The following is a 17848-nucleotide window of genomic DNA, read 5'->3' on the forward strand; positions in this document are numbered from 1 at the left end:
GGTCAGTTGGGGGAACTTCACGCGTGCCAAAAATTCATACCAGCAATCTTGATGAGCTTGTTAGTGAGGTTCAACGCCACGCAGGGAATTTTCAGCACCCAGAGTTCATCCAACGTTTTCTGCCTCTTGAACTCGAATACGTAACACAGGTTGATGATATAGGTTTGTCTCCATACTCCGAAGAATATTATCAGCAGCAGATTTCGTTGTACGAAGAGGTTTCCGGGCGAACGCTGAATCAGGCAGATGGAGAACTTCATCCGACCGATATCGAAAGCTTGGTCAACCAGCCCAATCCTATCGGGATTCGCGATGTCGCGCAGATGTGCGAACATGTGCGCGCCGTCTCGATGATGATGTCGATTGCCGGATTGACCGGCCAGGCACGGGTGCTGGACATGGGCGCGGGTCACGGGATTGCGTCCGAAGTAATGGCGTTCATGGGTTGCCGCGTCCACGCGATCGATATCGATCCCGTGCTTGGTGAGCTGAGCCGTCGCCGCGCCGCAGCACGCGGATTGCAGATCGAACGGAGCATTCTGAATTTTGACGATCTGTCCTCAATCGAGGACGGGCAATATGACGGAGCGTTCTTCTCGCAATCCCTGCACCACTGCCTGCGCCCGTGGGAACTCATCGAACGTCTCAAGACCAAACTGAAGCCCGGCAGCGGCGTGATCGGTTTTGTCGGCGAACCAATCAATGAATTCTGGTGGAAGAACTGGGGACTTCGATTGGATGAAGTGTCCCTGTTCGTTGCCCGTTCTCACGGATGGTTCGAATCCGGATGGTCGCTCGACTTCATTACCGACTGTTTCGAACGGAACGGCTTCAAGCTCGACATGTTCAAGGGAGGCTTTGCGGCCGGTGACGTCGGCATGGCCACGATGAGCACGGACAAACAGGATGCGGTGTTTGCCAAGGCCGCTTCGGCTGGAGCGACGCATCATGTCGTTGGTCCAAAGGTAGACGCTGACGGTGAAGTTTCCATCGATCCTGCGCGATATCTAACACTCATCGGTCAGAAGAAGATGCTGCACGGCAGACCGGCCTTCTGGCAGCAGGGGGACGAGACCGGCATGCTGTTGTATGGGCCGTATATTACCCTCGAACCCGGCAAGTATGAATTCGCCGCCCTGATCGAAGCTGGCGGTGGCGGGACCCTCGGCATGGATATTGCGTGCAATCTTGGCGAGAAGATTCTGTTCGAAAAAAAGATTTCGGGGAAAAATGCGCAAGGTCCAATGTTGGCCACGGGGCAGTTCAACCTTACCGAACACGTCACGGATCTCGAAATCCGGCTGGCGATTGTTTCGGGAACAGACTGGAAGGCTTCGCTGCCGACGATCCGTCGCATCGTGTAGTCGACCTTAGATGGTGCAGCATATGACTTGCAGCGACGTCGCATCGCATTGCCGCAGGGTTCGGTCGCCACGCATGGTAGAAACACTGCGTATGGAAGCGCGCTGAAAACCGATCGCAGAGGATGGCGTCCGAGCCCCGGCACGCCGGCAATGCCGCCAGGGCATCGCCATCTTCTGCGACGATTTCTTGGGCAACACCAACCGGGTCTGCCTTACGGACAACGATGCCGACGCATGTCGTGACACAACCGACAAAGCCGGGGTTCGAAGCATATTGCGACCCGATCCAATCCTGCCGACCGTCCAGGCGCGCTTCGCGTGAGGATCGATCCGTATTCGCCGGTGGGTTCCAGGCCGCGGGCGCGATCCACCGTAAAATGATTGTCGGCCCCGGTGTCTGCCCGCTAGGGATAACAGGATGCAATCAACCAAAAGACGGGATCTCAAGCGCTGGTGGGACCGCGTATCGCTGCGGTTCCCGTTCGGGCCCCGGTCGAACGGTGTCCGCGTCCGCCGCACGACCGCAAGCGACATCAAGGTCGGGAATGCGGCGCGCACGCGGCAGGACTGGACTTCCGCCGCGACCGCCTACCGCCGCGCTCTGACGCAAGAGCCCCACCTCCAGCATCTCTGGGTGCAGCTTGGGCATATGGAGAAGGAAGCCGGCGAGATCGACCGGGCTACCAGCGCCTATGAAGAAGCCGCCCGCCTGCGCACGACGGATGCCGAGCCATTGCTCCAGCTCGGCCACATGGCCAAGGCGTGGCGTCAGCCGGCCGAGGCCGCCAGCTATTTCGTGACGGCGTTGCAGCGCGACCCGACAAATTTGCAAGCGGTGTCCGAACTGGTGCGGCTGATGCCCGATCGCGACGATGTCGATCCCGCCTTCCTGTCGGACGCGCTGAGCGTATTGGGGATCGACCCGGCGGAACTGCGGTCGGAGGATACCGGACACTTGCCCCCGGGGGCGATGGTGTTCGACGTGACCGACCTGCTCGCCTTTTTCGGGCAGCGCCGGCTCCCAACCGGGATTCAGCGCGTGCAGATCGAGGTTTCGCTGGCCTGTCTCGAGCAGGTGTTCGATCCGCAGCCGGTGTTCTGCGTCTATGCCAGCGCGCGACGCGGCTGGATCACGTTGCCGCACGATCAATTCGATGCATTGTGCCGTCTGGCGCGGCAAAGCGACGACATCGCAGATCCCGCCTGGATCGCCGGGCTCGATCACCTGTATCGGAAGATCGCCACCGCGCGGACGATCCGGTTCGCGCCGGAAACCGTGCTGGTCAATCTGGGAACGTCCTGGTCCGACCGGAACTATTTGCTCGATGTCCGCCGGATTCGCGCGCGGCACGGGGTGGTCTACGTTCCGCTGGTCTTCGACCTGATCCCGTTGATCGGGCCACAATGGTTCGCGCAATCGCTGGTCCGCGATTATCGTGCGTGGTTCGGGTCCCTGCTGCATTCGGCAGATGGGTGCCTGGCCATTTCGGAGGCGACGCGCGCGGATTTCGTGCGGACATCGGGCGAATGGAATGCCCCGATTCCAGAGCAATCGGTTCCGGTCGTCCGCCTCGACGGGGATTTCCGTCAAGCCGCAGCCTCGGTAGAGGCCTTGCGGCCCTACGGCCTCGAAACGCAGCGGTATGTGTTGTTCGTATCGACACTCGAGCCGCGCAAGAACCACCAGGGTGCGTTTGAAGCGTGGCTGGCGCTTGCCGCAAGCGTCGGCGAAGCGGCGGTGCCGCGGCTGGTATGCGTCGGGGGGCGCGGATGGTTGAACGAGCATCTGCACGAGATGCTGCGCGATCAGCCGGCGCTGCGGCGCATGGTCCTGATCCTGCATGGCATCCCGGATGACACGCTGGCTGCCCTGTACGAACATTGTCTGTTCGCGTTGTATCCGAGCTTCTACGAAGGCTGGGGCCTGCCGGTTTCGGAAGCGCTTTCTTATGGCAAGGTCCCCGCGATCTCGCGTGTTTCCTCCTTGCCGGAAGCGGGAGGGCGTCATGCGCGCTATTTCGACCCGAATGACCCGGCAGATATCGCCGCGACGGTTCGTCCGCTGCTCGACGACGGCGCCCGACAGCATGCCGAAGCGGCAATTCGTCAGGAGTATGCACCGCGTACATGGCAAGCGATCGCGCGTGACGTGGTGCAGCAGGCGCGATCGGTCACGGCGCGGGCAGATGCAACGCTGCCGCGCGTCGATGCCGGGACCTGGACGTTTGCGCTGACGCAGCGGAACGAAAACGCCGATCCCGCCGTGCCGGCCCTGGCCGCACAGCAAGGTGAGACCCTTCGCGATGGGCCAAGCTGGCTGTCACCGGGTGTCACCGGTTGCCGCATCGATGGCGACGATGCCGCCTTGCGGTTCGACTGGACAGGGGGCGAGGGCGCGACGCTCCACCTTCATTTCGCCGCAACCCGTCACGCCGTAGCGGTCCGGGTCGAGATCGCCGGCGTAGCGCATGACGGTGCGGCCAAGCCCGACCGCGGGATGATCGTTGCTGGCGAACTTCCGCGAACTGCGGGAATCCTGCAGATCCCGATCCTCCCGCTGACTGGTCAGGTCATTCTCGAGAAAATCGTAATCGAGCACGCCGCGTAGGCGTGATCGGTCAACGGACGAGCAATAGCATCACGTCTTCGGTGGGGGGCGCGGCAAGGATGGCAGCACGGGTCGTCGTCTGGATCCCCGCCTCGAGCGTGATCTCCGCCAGGGTGAAACCGTCCGCGACGATCTGATCGATGAACGCCCCCGGATCGGCATAGCGCATCCGGGCGAATTCGAGCACGATCGTCAGCGAACGCCGTTGCGCGAGGATCTCGGCCATACCGTGCCAGATCGCGAGTTCCGACGTGTCGGCGTCGATCTTGATGAGGTCCGCGTCGAGCAACTCGACATAGCTGTCCAGACGCCGGGTCCGCATGAAGCGGGTTTCGGTGGCGGCGTCGCCCGAAACGGGATGATCGGCAGGGAGCAGGTGACCGTTCTTGGGTTCGTCGGTCGGCACGACCAGCAGCACGTCCCCCTCAGCATCGGCAAGGGCCTGCTCGTGGACCGTGGCGATGTCGGCGAAACCGTTGATCGCAAGACTTTGCGTCATGCGCCGCGCCAGGTCGGTGTTGGGCTCGAACGCGTAGACATGCCCGCCCGAACCGACCAGATCCGCCATCAATAGCGAAAAATAGCCCAGGTTCGCGCCGACATCCACCACCTTCATACCGGGTTTGACCAGCCTAGTGAGCAATTCAGTAAGCCACATCTCCCAATAGCCATCGAGCAGCAGATGGCTCGACAGCCCGACATCGGTGGTATCGACGATCATCTTGTAGCGGCCGAGGACGCGGCACAGCGAGCGACCGTCACCTAGATAGGCATTGCTGCAGAGGGCGCGGATCACCGCCTCGTTGCGCTGCCGCGAATGGGTCAGGAGATGGTCGAGATGGAACAGGCGGATGCCCGCATCGGTGGACGATCGCCGCGTTAAACGCGCGGCAATGCCCGACAGGAGGGGGGAGTGCTTCATTCGGGGGGGCATATGCCAAGCCGGGCAATAAGGCGACTATTTAACAACAGGAACCGTGTGCGTCGCTTTGCCGGGCAGGCGGACTCACCAATGGCTGAACGATCTAGCGTCAGCGTCTTACCAGCTTGTATGTCCTTTTCTTACCGCCTAAACGCCTCGGCATGCTCAGCGACGGATCCGATAACAGCGTATGGTGTCGCTTGGACAAGCCCGTACGCAATTTCGGGGTTTCTGGCCTTTTGGACTCTACGGTGACGGCGACATATGTCCCTTGGGAAATGCGTTCGGATGATACGAACGTGTTACAGATTTTAGCAAATGTTCGCCGTGGTCTTCGTCACAGGATGTCGTGCCGTACGTCTCGCGCCGCCATGGATAGTCATATATGACCATGATTTCGGGTACGTCGGGATCGACTGGCGATCGGGGTTTCTGGCGTGGACTGCAGGTCCAGGGGAACGTCATCGGCGCGCTGCTGATGCGCGAGTTGCATACCCGATACGGCCGTGAAAATATCGGCTATCTGTGGATTTTCCTCGAGCCGATGACGCTGGCAGCAGCGGTAGCGTTGCTGCATACCGGAGGCGGTTCGCACGGCGGTATAAATCCGGTTCCGTTCGCGATCCTGGGCTATACCGTTTTCATCATGTTCCGCGGTATGGTGACACGCGCAGAAGGGGTGCTCGAATCGAACATGCCGCTGCTCTATCATCGGCGCGTGACCATTCTGGACATGATGGTAGCCCGCGCTCTGCTCGAGGCTGCCGGCACCATCGTTAGCCTTTTTGTCCTGCTCGGGTTCGTGACGATTATGGGATTAGCAACCGTTCCCGATCGCCCGTTTGAGCTGCTGCTCGGTATCGGGCTTATGATCTGGTTCTCGTTTGGGTTGTCCATGTTGATCTGCGCGTGGACCCATGACAACCGTCTGGTCGCTCGCTTCGTTCACCCGATTACGTATGTCCTGATGCCACTGTCCGGGGCGTTCTATCAATTGATCTGGATACCGGAACCTTACAGGTCGTGGCTCACCTGGTTCCCGCTTGTAACCATCTTCGAGCTGGTGCGCTTCGGACAATTTCATGCCGCGAAGGATACGTACGTCGATGTTTCTTACATCGTCGTCTGGTGTCTGACGCTAACCTATTTCGGACTCACGTCTATTCGGGCGACGCGGCGTCGCGTTCACCTTCACTAAGGTAGCCATCTTGAATAACTCCTCTTCAACCGACCGGTCCGGGCTGATTGGGTGGTTGCGCGCACACCGCAACTGGTGCCTGATCGTGCTGTTACCGACAGCGCTCGTTGCTGCTTATTACTATCTCATCGCAGCGAATCAGTATGAGTCCGAAGCGCATTTCGTCGTCAGGACGGCCGACTCCCAGCCCGCCGCGCCGACGGGGCTAGGGCAGGCCTTGACCCTTGTCGGCGGCGCTTCGTCGGAGCGCGATGCCTTGGTCGTCGCGGACTATCTCAAATCGCATGACGCGGTTGCCGCGTTGCAAAGCCGGATCGGACTAAGCCAGCGGTTCCGCCGACCGGAAGCGGACTTTTTCTCCCGGCTCTGGTATTCAAGCCCGACCCCGGAACAGCTTCTGCGTTATTTCAACGGCAAGGCGGACGTTGATGTCAGCACGGAAACCGGCATCACGGTGCTGAGGGTTCGAAGCTTCCGACCGGAGGATTCGTACCTGATCATTCGCGAATTAACCCAGCTCGGAGAGAACCGGGTTAACACACTGAACAAGCGCAACTACGCCAATGCCGTGGCCATGTCCCGGCAGCGCGTCCAGGAAGCCGAATCCAGTCTGGCGCAGGTGCAGGGCAGGATTACGCAGTTCCGTCGCAGCGGGCAGGATTTCAACCCGCAGGTCACCGGAACGTCGCGCACCAGCATGGTTTCCCAGTTGCAGGGTCAATTGGCGGTCGCGCAGGCGCAGGAATCGTCGATGGCCGCAGTGCTCGCCTCGAACAGTCCGCAGCTTCAGGCAACGCGTCAGCGCGTGGCGGCATTATCCCGTCAGGTCGCAGCCGAAACGTCCAAATTGTCGAGCGGTCCCGGTAACGTGGCGTCGGGAATGGGCGCTTACGAAGGGATCAAGATGCGCCAGGAAATGGCTGGCAAACAGTTTGAAATGGCCTCCACCGCGCTCTTGCGGGCGCAGGACGAGGCACGCCGTCAACAGCTGTTCGTCGTGCCGGTCGTCGATGCCAATCTGCCGGTCCGTGCGCTCTACCCGCAGCGCACGAAGATCGTCGTAACGGTATTCCTGTCGCTCTTGCTCGTTTATGGCATTGGCTGGCTGATCGCAGCAGGCGTTCGGGAGCATGCTGCCTGACCCCGATGCAACGTGACCGGCGCGGGATGTGCGCTGGTTTCGTCAGGGATGCGTTCTCCCCCGGCGGACGTAAGTGTCCGCCAACGCTGTCGAGCAGGGGCTCGTTGTCATCGCCTCGGGTAATGCGCACGCTACCCAAAACAGCGCGATTGACGGCGTTGTGACATCGTTTTCGTGCAGGACGCGGCTGCCTGAACGCAGCAAATGCGCGTATTCAGTGATTTCGAGACAGGTTTTAGACGCACACCAGCGCCACCGAACGGCTGACTGGTAGCGATGCTTGAGCCCTGTGGTCTTGTTGCCGCAGCCGCAATGCGACTCTCGCCAGTACCACAGTGGGCCCAAATCGCCTCAGTTCAGCTGCAATGGCATCCCTATGGTCCCAAGAAGGGCGCGATCAGCGGGTCGCATTCTGCACCGCAATGACCGGCGAGAACAGTTGCCCCAGTGCCTGTACAAGCTTCAGCGGCTGGTTTGCCGAGGCATTGGCGATATACACGACGTCCTTGTCCCGCATCACGAACCGCTGCGCCAGGAAGTAGTTCTGTGCCCGCAGCATGTCGATCCGATAGATCACCGGTTTGGCGGTCATCGCAACGGGGACCGCCGGGTCACCCGGACGCGCCGGTCCCACCGGTGCCGTAGCACCCTCGGGCAGGCGGAAAACGAAGACCGAGCGCGGATCGGCGCGACCGTCATTCGGTCCGCCGGCGCGCGCGAGCGCCTCGGCCAGCGTCAGCGTGCGGCTTTCGAACGGGATCTGCGAAATCCGGTCGATCGCGCCGAAAACCGTGAACGTGCGCGGCTGGCGGATCAGTTCGATCCGGTCACCACCCAGCAGGACGAGATCGTCCGCCGATCCCGACAATACCGTATCGAGCGGCTGCTCGACGGTCCTGCCGCGCCGCGTGAACCGTACGATCGAATCCTGTGCGCCGGTGCCGGTCGCTGTCGACGCGCCGCTCTGGGTAGCGCGCGTTATGCCGCCGGTGTCTGCAATGACATCGAGCAGACGTTCGCGTGCCAGCGTCAAGGGGACGCGGCGTGGAGCGGAGACCGCGCCCATCACAACGACGGTGTTGGCGACGTTGCGCCGCAGCGAGACGATCACTTGCGGACTTTGCGATTTCCCGCGGAGGCCCGCCAAGATCTTGCGTTGCACCTCGGCAGGCGTAAGCCCGGTCACGGAGATCGTTCCGACATATGGAACGGTTATGGTGCCGTTGCGGTCGACGACGACGCCACCGTCGCCGATCGTCTGCGACGATGCGGACGGTGCCGCTTCGCCAACAGCGCTACTCCCAGCTGCACTTGCACTGGCGATCGAGGCGCGTCCGCCGAAAAGCGATGCGCCGACTTCGTAAATCTCGACCGAGAGCACGTCGCCGGGTCCAAGCGTATCGACATACCCTTCCACGGACAGCGCCGCCAAGGCGCCGGTCGGGGTATCCATCGTCGACAGGGCGCCGATATTGCTGGGTGCGATGTCGACGACCTCGAACCCGATGTCGTTCTGCTTGGTGACATCCTGGGTAATCTGGCGCCCGGTCGGGCCGTTGCGGGGAAGGGTGGCACAACCGCTAACTGCAGTCAGGGCAAGCAGGGTCAGACCGGGGCGTACGATGTTCATTGAGCGCTTAGTACGCATGATATTACTCCAGTGTCGCTCAAGGCAGCACAGTTTGATCAAACGGCGTGACGCGGGATCGCCCAGGCACGCGCTTCGTCAGTCCGCCTAGCGCCTAGCGACCTGTTGGTAAAGTTGACGAACGCGTTCCGCAAACGCCGCACGGGAGAATAGCGCGGCCTGCGCTGGCCCCTGTTCGGAAAGCCGCGCGCGCAGCGCTGCATCCGTATCAAGTCGACGGAGCGCAGCAACCATCGCGTCGACATCATATGGGTCAACCGCCAGCGCCGCCGCGCCCGCTACTTCGGGAAGCGCGCCCGTCGTGCTCGACAGCAGCGGGACGCCGGCCGCAAGCGTCTCCAGCGCGGGAAGGCCAAAGCCCTCATACAGCGCAGGAAACAGGCTCGCCTTGGCGCCGTGCAGCAAATCGGTGAGCAATGCCCGCGGAACGTAATCGATCCGGCGGATCCGGTCGACGCCGGGCAGTTGGCGGCCATGCGCTGTACCGAGCAACTTGAGTTCGCGATCGGCATGCCAGGCTTCCGCGCCGACGATCACCAGCGGCGTTTCGAGATCCGCCTCGAGATACGCCTGGATCACGCGCCCGAGGTTCTTCTTGGGTTCGATGGCCCCGAAGAACAAGAAATAGCCCTTCATGTCGAGGTCGAACAAGCGTCGCAGGCGACCTGCCAACGCCTGCGGATCGCGCAGCACGGGCATGTCGCTTGCCTGGTAGCAATTGGTGACATGCCCCGGGTCGGCACCGAGCAGTTCGATGATATCGGAACGCGACTTTTCCGAGACCGTCACGATGTGATCGCCGCGCGTCACGCAGGCGCGGGTCAGCGTGTCGTAATATCGTTTGTCCTCAAGGCTGGCGCGCGGCAGCCGCAAAGGTACCAGATCGTGCAGCGTGTAGATGTTGCGCGCTCCCGCCACGCGCAGGGGCAGGGGGTAAGTCCAGTGCATGATCGTCGGCGGGTTGGGCATCCGCAATGTCATGAAACGCCCATAACGACGGAAATGCCGCGCGCACACGTCGTAGATCTCGCTGAGGTTGAACAGCCGATCGAACCGCGGCAACCGATCCCCCGCATCCTCCAGCACCGCACGGCCGGTGACCGGGATCTCGATCATGTCATGCGCCAACGGATGTACCCGCCACCGCCTGACCTTCTTGCGCCAGTTGAGCCGCTTCGGCGCATCCGCACCCAATTGCCCGAAAAACAAGGATTCGCGCAGGTCGATGTCGGCCTTGCGCGGAATGTTGACGCCGAAGACGAGATCGATCGGGTAGCCAAGTTCGTCGATCGCAGCGGCGAGGTTGCGGCCGTAGGTCGCGACCCCGGTTCCCTGCGGGAGGGCAAGATTGTAGCCATCGAGGCCTACCCGTATGGGCGATACGCTGGTGTCGGTCATGCCATTCCGTACAGGGTAAGGAGGCGCTGTGCATAGGGGGCGAGCGCAAAGTGTTGAGCGCGAGCGATTCCTTCCGCGGACAACCGATCCCGCAGGTCGGCGTCCGCATCGATCGTGACCAGCGCGTCGCGGAGTGCGGCAATATCGAGGGGATCGGCCAGCATCGCGGCACCACCCGCGACTTCCGCCAGCGCAGCGACGTCTCCGGCAAGCACTGGCGTGCCGAGCGCCATGGCCTCGATCACCGGCAAGCCGAACCCTTCCGCGAGCGACACAAACACCAGGGCGCGGGCATTGGCGATCAGGGAGAGCACCGCAGCGCGCGATTGCAGCCCCAGTCGCACCGCTCCAGGCGTCCCGGCAATCTGCGCGTCGATATGAACAGAGTCGAGGCCGTCCGGTCCGGAGATGACCAAAGGCGTCGTGATCCCGCTAATGCGATAGGCCTCGAGCAGGCGGGGCAGGTTCTTGCGGGCTTCGACCGCTCCGACATACAGAAGATACCCGTCCCGCCGCAGGCCGTCGGGTAGCCCTTGGGCCGCCGTAGTGCTGACAGCATCGGCGCTTGCGGTGACGACGGCTACGGCCTGATGGCAGGACGGTACGATCTCGCGTGGCCAGCCCATGCGGGCGACGATCTGGTCGCGGGCAGCCTCCGATACGGTGCCGAACTCTCCCCCCGCAGCGCGCAACGCGTTCAGCAGTTTTCGCAGCCGAGGGCCATTGACCGGGCTTGGGATCGCCGGATCAAGCGGCAGGACATCGTGCACGGTATAGAGGTTTCGCCAGCCGACCGCCCGGAGCGGGAGGGGATAGGTCCAGTGCATCGTTCCAGGCGGTCCGGGCAGGATGATCGGCATTGGCCGGCGGTGGATATCGAAAAACACCTGCGCCTCGCGAAACACGTCGCGGATCGCGAACCCGTGCGGCGCGACGGTCGCGCGACGCGCCCACGGGCGGGCGGCGGCCAACAGCTTGCCGAACTGTGTCCGGCGTACCGTAATGCCGCCGTCACCCAGAATCGCTGGATCAACCCCCGCACCTTGCAACGCGGCGATCAACGTCCGCGCAAATTGACCGACCCCGGTGCCCGACCCGGCGTCGTTCAGCATGCGTCCGTCGATGCAGATCGGTGTTCCCCTCGCACCCGTCATTGCGAGGGGACCCGTAGACGATGACAGATGGCGGTCAGGCGGACAGATCCCGCAGGGTCATGGTTTCGATTAACTCCTGCCGTGCCGTCGTGTTGTCGGGTCGGGCGTATCCGATGGATCCCAATCCGATCACGAAATCGCGCGTGTCGTTCGCTGGAGATGTATAAGGTCCGCTCACGACAAATTGCAGACGTATGACGCCTTCGGTATCAATCTCGACTGGGAAGCGGATTGATTGACCGTTCATTTGATTCAAGCCAACAGAGACCGTTTCGGTGCCGGACGCCTGATCCATTACGCTTAATCGACAGCCACTGCCCCACGGGGTGGAGGAGAGCTTGACGTAGATGAATACTGTCGAACCTGGTGTCATATCTGTTGGGATGGCGATTTCAGGACGAGCGCCACGCAACCAGACCCCATGGTCTTCGGCGGCATAGAAATCTGACGATTGCAACAAAAGCCGATTGAGGCGGTGGAAGTACCGGTAGACATCAATTTTGTCCCCAGCGTGGAACTGGAACGAAAATGCGTCCCCCTCGCGCAGCGTCAGCTTCAGCGGTGCAATTGGCGCATTCTGGTGAGTCTTTACCTTTTTTAGGAAATCGACCCCGACGTCCCTCCACGTCCGCCCGACGAAATGCTTGCGAATGTTTTCGGTGCGGCTCTCGAGATATTTGCGGTCCGTGATCATGCGACGGAAGACTTCGACCCCCTGGGTCAGGTTGAACGGATCGATGTAATCGACCAGATCCCCACCGACTTCCGGAATCGAAGAGGTATTGGACGCAACGCACGGGCGCCCCTGATACAGGCTTTCGCCGACCGGTAGACCCCAGCCTTCGACGAAGCTCGTAAAGACCGAAAAGGCACAGCCGGCATAGACGGCGTTGAGCTCACCGTCGGACAAGTTGTGGGCGATGTGGAGTCGACCGCCGAGATTGTCGGTTGCCTTGAGGACATCGGTGAGCGCCCCGATCTTCCAGCCATGGCGGCCGACAAAGACGAGCTCGGGCACGTCGACGCCCTCGGCGATCAGGCGCCGCCAGGCGTTGATGACGTACAGGTGGTTCTTGCGGCCTTCGATTGTCGAAACATAGGCGACATAACGTTTGCCGCGCACGCGGCTGAGCTGTTCCGGCCACGTCACGGCGTCGTCCGCTTCGCGCGTCAGATGATGCGCCAAGGGGACGGTCGACATCGGAATCGGTCGTCCGTCGTTCTGCGCAATGAACTCGCGCAAGGCTACCTGCGTCGCGTCCGAAATCGTCAGGATGAAGTCGGCCGTGGCGCAAAGCTCGCAAATGGCCATGGTGAAATCGGTGACCAAGGAATCGTCACAAAATTCCGGATGGGTAACCGGGATGATGTCATACACATAGGCGCCAATCCGAACGCCATCGACTTTGGCTTGAACGAAGGTCTGGACGCTGCTCCCGCTGCCCCAAAAGGCACCAAGCAGGATGACGGTGCTGCCTTGCATCGGCCGCACGCGCTCCGCAGAATCTTCGCATGCCATGAGCATTGCGCGTAGCGTTTCGTGATCGACCTTCTTACCCGACGCATATTCGATCACGCGCAGCATCTGCGCATTGTCGACCATCCAGAACTCGCCCGCGGGTAGCCCCTGAGTGTGGGAACCGACCTCACTCAAGACAAAACGGACATCAATCGCGGCGTCTCGGATCGCATGCATGGCAATTCCTGCCTGCACACGCTGGATCCCGGACATGGTTACATGGGCCTTGAGATATCCGAACAGGTCCTGAATCGCAAAGAAGGTCGTCCCAGTGCCTAGTCCGACCGCTATGGTCGCCTTGGTGTCACGGCGAAGCAGGCGGATTTGCTGCATGCTTTCGACATTGGGCGAGACGGCGTTGACGCGCTCATATGCCGCAAGAGCTTCTTCGCCCTTTCCGAGCCGGCGCAGAACATCGGCAAGATGAAGGTTCGCATCAGTGTCAGCCACATCAAGATCTACAGCGGTCTGGTACGCCTGGGCTGCTTCTGTCAGCATTCCCTGTTCTTTCCAGGCGTGGCCCAATTGCACCCAGATCGGCTGATCGGCAGGATTGCTGGCGACATGACGTGCAAAGGCATTTGCAGCACCCGGCCAATCGCGGGCATCCCGGCATTGATTCCCCTTACGCCGATCGTTAGCGCTGCGTGTATTGCCCCAAATTTTTGAAAGCATGTCTTGCTCCTACAGCTTCCGGGCCGTCGGCCCCCCTTGCTCAAGGCCTCCCTGCACCACACAGGATCGTCTCGCAAGCAAATGCCCCGGAGGTTGTGGCCGATTGCCAAGGCCTTACTATTGGCTCTGCTAGTCTTGACGATCGGATGGCTGGGATTGGCGGGTGGAACCAAAGCGGGTGACAAAGTCCCGCGCGCCGTCGCACCCTGCGCGGCAGTACCGCCCCTCGTTGGCGGTCAGCAGGATGCAGGCCCGGCGCTTCAAGCGTGCCTTGACGCCACGCCGCCACACGGCGCGATCGCTCTTCCTGCGGGCCGGTACCGGATCGGCACGCCCATTCACATACGACGCGCGGTCACGCTGACGACCCGTGGTTTGGCACGTACCGCGCCATCCTGCTTCACAAATGAGCGCCGCTGTGCGGTGCTGCATCTTGCGATGATACAGGCTGACAATCCTGGATCGGTGATGCCCGTGGACGTGACCAGCGATGGGGTCAGGCTCGACCATCTGGTGTTTCAGGGTACCCGATTGAGCGACCCAGGGGGGTCGGCCAAGCGGTGCACATCGGAAGCCCTTCGCCCGATGGCGGGCGGGGTGCGGGTCACCGGCAGCGATGTCGTGATCAACGGTTCGGTGTTCCGAGACATGGCGTGCTATACGGCGCTTGAATATGGCAGCGGTGCCGGTGCGGTCATCACAGATAATGCCTTTCTTGGTAATGGCACCCACAACGTCTTGCTGGGGTGGGCGGATGGGCTGACCATCCACACTGCGCGCAAATTTCGCGTCTTAGGCAACCGCTTTCACGACAATACGGACGTGCAGTTGATTTTCGGCAGCTGTGTCGATTGTATCGTCAGCGATAATGTCTTCACCCACGGTGGTGCCGCCGCCGGTGGATCGTTCGCCGAACTAATGCTGCAGGCTTGGCCAAAGGCCACGAGCGGAGATTATACTGGCACGCAAGTCACCCGGAACCGGATCGACTGCGGGACGCAGCGGCGTTGCGGCTTCGGGATCATGATCGGGTCAGCGCCATGGTATGCTGCTCCCGCCTTTGGTGGGGCCGTCACCGACAATCGCGTTCGCGGTGCCATGCTCGCGCTCAACGTTGATACGCTAACAGGACCGATGACGATCGAACGAAACGATCTTGCGGTAAGCACCGGGACCTATCCCGGTATGTGTGGGCCACAGCGTATTGAGGGCGTGGCCACCAACATCGTCCCTGCGGCGCGCCTGCTGATGGCCCGCCCTGTATCCGGACCTACGTCCGCTACGCATTATTGCATTTTAAACTACAGCTTGCTGCCGGTCACCCCGGTTCAGTGACATCTTAACAAGCGATGCGGCAGTCGACGGTCACGGGACAGCCCCCACTGTCACTGTTAATGCCCATTATAGTGATAGGCTGCTGAACCCTTGGCATGAAAAATACTTGTGCAACTATAAGGGGGTCGCTTTCTGGTAAGTGTCATTCTACATAGGCGATACGCGTTCGGGATAGGAACGGTCGGCTGTGTTGTGTTGAGACGAAACTTATATCCGTGTGATTAAAGTGTTTCAGCAGAATGGGTTGATAAATGAACTTCTCAAGAAAGCGTGTGTTAGTTACCGGCGGTGCCGGCTTCCTTGGATCACATCTTTGTGAACGCCTTCTGGCAGACGGAAACGATGTCCTTTGCGTCGACAACTACTTTACCAGTAGAAAGCAAAACATTGAGCTTCTGATCAAAATTCCAAAATTCGAAGCAATTCGCCACGATGTTACATTTCCACTATATGTAGAAGTCGACGAGATCTATAACCTAGCTTGCCCGGCATCGCCGATTCATTATCAATTCGATCCGGTACAGACGACGAAGACGAGCGTCGTTGGGGCAGTCAATATGCTTGGGCTCGCTAAGCGTGTTAAGGCAAAGATATTCCAGGCAAGTACCAGTGAGATTTACGGCGAGCCGCAAGTCCACCCGCAGACCGAACTATACTGCGGCAATGTCAATACACTGGGGCCACGGGCCTGCTACGACGAAGGTAAGCGTGTCGCCGAGACGCTCTTCTTTGATTATCATCGTCAGCATGGCGTTGAGATCAAAGTAGCCCGGATCTTCAATACGTACGGTCCGAACATGCATCCGCAGGATGGACGCGTCGTCTCGAACTTCATTCTGCAGGCGCTGCGGGGCAATCCGATCACACTGTATGGCGACGGCAGCCAAACGCGCTCCTTCTGCTTCGTTTCAGACCTGATCGAGGGGTTCGTACGGCTGATGGGAACTGATGCCTCCGTGACCGGTCCGATCAATCTGGGCAATCCGCATGAAATCACGATCCGCGAACTGGCGGAACGGATCATTGCGTTGACCAACTCGTCCTCTACGCTCGCGTTCGAGCCCTTGCCGCAGGACGATCCCACTCAGCGGTGCCCCGACATCGGTCTGGCACGCAAGACGCTGGATTGGGAACCAACGGTCTCACTCGAAGACGGTCTTGCACGAACCATAGCGTATTTTCAGAAGTTTGTGGCTTAGGCTCGGCTGACGCTTACGATGAATATGGGTGTTTCGATGCTACAAAATGTTGTGACGGTCCCTCTTGCGGCGTTTCAGGAGGTGGTAGGCCCACACTGCAATCCGTTTCTCACGGTTCTTGTTTCAGGCCGGATGGAGCCAGGGAAGTTGCGGTTCCAAGCGACTGACTTTGCCGGAGGCGGGCCGCACGAACGTGTATTGTCAGCCATCGTTTACTGCAAATATCTGCAGAGTGCGGCGCTGTCGAACGGCGCGGCGCCCGATCACGACGTTCGCCTGATCCTTCAGGCTGAGGATGTCCCGGTCAACATTTCGAGCGTATCGTGGGAAACGATGGCGTCCTGGAACAATGTGGCGCTAATTCCGGACCTCTATTATTTCAACGCGCGGGGGTATGAAGATGCACCGGCGCCCAATATGCCATGGCATGAGCGGGCGTCCACCTTCGTCTGGCGGGGCTCGACGACGGGGCTTTTTCATCAGCGTGTCGAGGACCTCGATCGGCTCCCGCGATATCGTTTGTGCCGAACCGTTTCGCGGCTCGGAGCCTTAGCCGACGTTGGGCTCAATGCAGCGGTGCAAGGGGCTGACCCACAGCAGGAACAGTTGATCCAGGACCGACTAGCCGAGGAAGGCCTGTTAAAGCCGTTCCTGCCGATGGGCGATATGGCACGTTATCGCTACATCCTGGATATCGACGGCAATTCCAACAGCTGGAACTTCATGCTGAAGCTTCGCCTTGGGTGTTGTGTATTGAAAGTCGAGAGCGACTGGCATCAATGGTATGCCTCTCGTTTGCTGCCGTGGGTCCATTACGTTCCCGTTGCGAAGGACTTGTCCGACGTCGAAAGCCAGATTGCCTGGTCACTCGAGCATGTGGAAGAATGCGCCGCCATCGCGGAGCGTGGGGCGAAATTTGCCCGCGATATGATCTTTGCGGACGAAATGGCCGCGGCTGCCGCAACCCTGTATCGAGCGTAGCTGCCGCTTTGATATGTTACCCGATCAGTGCGCAGCCTGGTTGTGCATGTGAACTGCGATTGCCTCATCAATGGTATCGTAGAAATCCAGTCGGCCTTGCTGCAGCACGGCTCCCCGTTCACAATAAGCGCGGAGCGTTCCGGGATCATGGCTGATCATCAGCAAGGTTCCGGCAGCGCGACGGTGATGAAGCGCATCTTCGCAGCGCTGACGGAAGCGATCGTCGCCCGCCGCGGTCACCTCGTCCACAAGATAACAGTCGAAGTCGATCGCCAACGAGATCCCGAACGCCAGCCGCGCCATCATACCCGCCGAGTAGCTGTAGATCGGTTGATGGAAATACGCTCCGAGTTGCGCAAAATCCTCAACGTAATCCAGCAATTGCTGGATGTCTTTGCTATAGATCCGAGCAATGAAGCGGGCGTTGTCTGCACCGGTGAGGGTCGACTGGAAACAGCTTGAATAGCCAATTGGCCACGAACAGCTGACCGTCCGCATGATCCGCCCCGCAGTCGGCGCTTCAACCCCCGAAATAAGCCGCATCAGCGTGGATTTGCCCGCACCGTTGGCCCCGCAGATGCCAAGGCTGCATCCTGTCGAAATCTCAAAATTGAGGTCGTCCAGCACATCCTTGCGGAATTTACGGATGTGGTAGCTCTTGGAAACATTCTCGAAGGAAATCATGCTACGAAACTACTTTGTGTTA

Annotated in this window: 13 protein-coding genes; 7 read left to right on the forward strand and 6 right to left on the reverse strand. The window is 60.4% G+C overall.

The window, feature by feature from the left end; genetic code table 11:
* The first annotated feature begins 23 nt into the window (after positions 1-23).
* Positions 24-1364: a class I SAM-dependent methyltransferase gene (locus ABIC17_RS12130; RefSeq protein WP_354282067.1), complete on the forward strand. Its 1341-nt coding sequence runs from the start codon at positions 24-26 to the stop codon at positions 1362-1364.
* A 418-nt stretch (positions 1365-1782) separates the two neighbouring features.
* Positions 1783-3972: a glycosyltransferase family 4 protein gene (locus ABIC17_RS12135; RefSeq protein WP_354282068.1), complete on the forward strand. Its 2190-nt coding sequence runs from the start codon at positions 1783-1785 to the stop codon at positions 3970-3972.
* 10 nt (positions 3973-3982) lie between these two features.
* Here the strand turns inward: ABIC17_RS12135 and ABIC17_RS12140 are convergent, their stop codons facing one another.
* Positions 3983-4894: an FkbM family methyltransferase gene (locus ABIC17_RS12140; RefSeq protein ID WP_354282069.1), complete on the reverse strand. Its 912-nt coding sequence runs from the start codon at positions 4892-4894 to the stop codon at positions 3983-3985.
* Positions 4895-5279: 385 nt separating this feature from the next.
* Between ABIC17_RS12140 and ABIC17_RS12145 the strand changes: the two genes are divergently transcribed.
* Entirely contained in the window at positions 5280-6092 is an 813-nt protein-coding gene (locus tag ABIC17_RS12145) for an ABC transporter permease (protein WP_354282070.1), read from the forward strand.
* 10 nt (positions 6093-6102) lie between these two features.
* Positions 6103-7233, forward strand: coding sequence for a KpsE/RkpR family capsule polysaccharide export protein (locus ABIC17_RS12150; protein ID WP_354282071.1), 1131 nt, complete (start codon positions 6103-6105; stop codon positions 7231-7233).
* A 397-nt stretch (positions 7234-7630) separates the two neighbouring features.
* Here the strand turns inward: ABIC17_RS12150 and ABIC17_RS12155 are convergent, their stop codons facing one another.
* The 4 genes from ABIC17_RS12155 to ABIC17_RS12170 form a co-directional block, all read right to left on the reverse strand.
* On the reverse strand, positions 7631-8863 hold the full coding sequence (locus ABIC17_RS12155) for a polysaccharide biosynthesis/export family protein (RefSeq protein ID WP_354282072.1): 1233 nt from the start codon (positions 8861-8863) through the stop codon (positions 7631-7633).
* Between the two features lie 105 nt (positions 8864-8968).
* A complete protein-coding gene (locus ABIC17_RS12160) occupies positions 8969-10279 on the reverse strand; it encodes a glycosyltransferase family 4 protein (protein ID WP_354282073.1) in 1311 nt (436 codons plus the stop codon).
* Positions 10276-11391 (reverse strand): glycosyltransferase family 4 protein, encoded by a 1116-nt coding sequence (locus ABIC17_RS12165; RefSeq protein WP_354282074.1) that lies wholly within the window; start codon positions 11389-11391, stop codon positions 10276-10278. The genes ABIC17_RS12160 and ABIC17_RS12165 overlap by 4 nt, the downstream gene beginning before the upstream one ends.
* Positions 11392-11467: 76 nt before the next feature.
* Positions 11468-13627, reverse strand: coding sequence for a glycosyltransferase (locus ABIC17_RS12170; protein WP_354282075.1), 2160 nt, complete (start codon positions 13625-13627; stop codon positions 11468-11470).
* A gap of 135 nt (positions 13628-13762) precedes the next feature.
* Here ABIC17_RS12170 and ABIC17_RS12175 point away from each other — a divergent pair, with 135 nt between their 5' ends.
* The 3 genes from ABIC17_RS12175 (at position 13763) to ABIC17_RS12185 (ending at position 17142) form a co-directional block, all read left to right on the forward strand.
* Positions 13763-14962 (forward strand): right-handed parallel beta-helix repeat-containing protein, encoded by a 1200-nt coding sequence (locus ABIC17_RS12175; RefSeq protein WP_354282076.1) that lies wholly within the window; start codon positions 13763-13765, stop codon positions 14960-14962.
* A 251-nt stretch (positions 14963-15213) separates the two neighbouring features.
* Positions 15214-16161 (forward strand): UDP-glucuronic acid decarboxylase family protein, encoded by a 948-nt coding sequence (locus ABIC17_RS12180; protein WP_354282077.1) that lies wholly within the window; start codon positions 15214-15216, stop codon positions 16159-16161.
* A gap of 18 nt (positions 16162-16179) precedes the next feature.
* A complete protein-coding gene (locus tag ABIC17_RS12185; protein WP_354282078.1) occupies positions 16180-17142 on the forward strand; it encodes a glycosyl transferase family 90 in 963 nt (320 codons plus the stop codon).
* Between the two features lie 24 nt (positions 17143-17166).
* Here the strand turns inward: ABIC17_RS12185 and ABIC17_RS12190 are convergent, their stop codons facing one another.
* Positions 17167-17826 carry an ABC transporter ATP-binding protein gene (locus ABIC17_RS12190; protein ID WP_354282079.1) on the reverse strand — a complete coding sequence of 220 codons (660 nt, stop codon included), beginning with the start codon at positions 17824-17826 and terminating at the stop codon, positions 17167-17169.
* Positions 17827-17848 lie beyond the last annotated feature (22 nt).

Origin of the sequence: Sphingomonas sp. PvP056, assembly GCF_040549155.1 — a bacterium.
Taxonomy (GTDB): domain Bacteria; phylum Pseudomonadota; class Alphaproteobacteria; order Sphingomonadales; family Sphingomonadaceae; genus Sphingomonas.

Excerpts from the sequence above, each read along its gene's own strand:
- ABIC17_RS12160 (WP_354282073.1), bottom strand. The coding sequence starts at position 10,279 with ATGACCGACACCAGCGTATCGCCCATACGGGTAGGCCTCGATGGCTAC.
- ABIC17_RS12180 (WP_354282077.1), top strand. The coding sequence starts at position 15,214 with ATGAACTTCTCAAGAAAGCGTGTGTTAGTTACCGGCGGTGCCGGCTTC.
- ABIC17_RS12145 (WP_354282070.1), top strand. The coding sequence starts at position 5,280 with ATGACCATGATTTCGGGTACGTCGGGATCGACTGGCGATCGGGGTTTC.
- ABIC17_RS12190 (WP_354282079.1), bottom strand. The coding sequence starts at position 17,826 with ATGATTTCCTTCGAGAATGTTTCCAAGAGCTACCACATCCGTAAATTC.
- ABIC17_RS12165 (WP_354282074.1), bottom strand. The coding sequence starts at position 11,391 with ATGCTGAACGACGCCGGGTCGGGCACCGGGGTCGGTCAATTTGCGCGG.
- ABIC17_RS12140 (WP_354282069.1), bottom strand. The coding sequence starts at position 4,894 with ATGAAGCACTCCCCCCTCCTGTCGGGCATTGCCGCGCGTTTAACGCGG.
- ABIC17_RS12155 (WP_354282072.1), bottom strand. The coding sequence starts at position 8,863 with ATGAACATCGTACGCCCCGGTCTGACCCTGCTTGCCCTGACTGCAGTT.
- ABIC17_RS12135 (WP_354282068.1), top strand. The coding sequence starts at position 1,783 with ATGCAATCAACCAAAAGACGGGATCTCAAGCGCTGGTGGGACCGCGTA.
- ABIC17_RS12185 (WP_354282078.1), top strand. The coding sequence starts at position 16,180 with ATGAATATGGGTGTTTCGATGCTACAAAATGTTGTGACGGTCCCTCTT.
- ABIC17_RS12170 (WP_354282075.1), bottom strand. The coding sequence starts at position 13,627 with ATGCTTTCAAAAATTTGGGGCAATACACGCAGCGCTAACGATCGGCGT.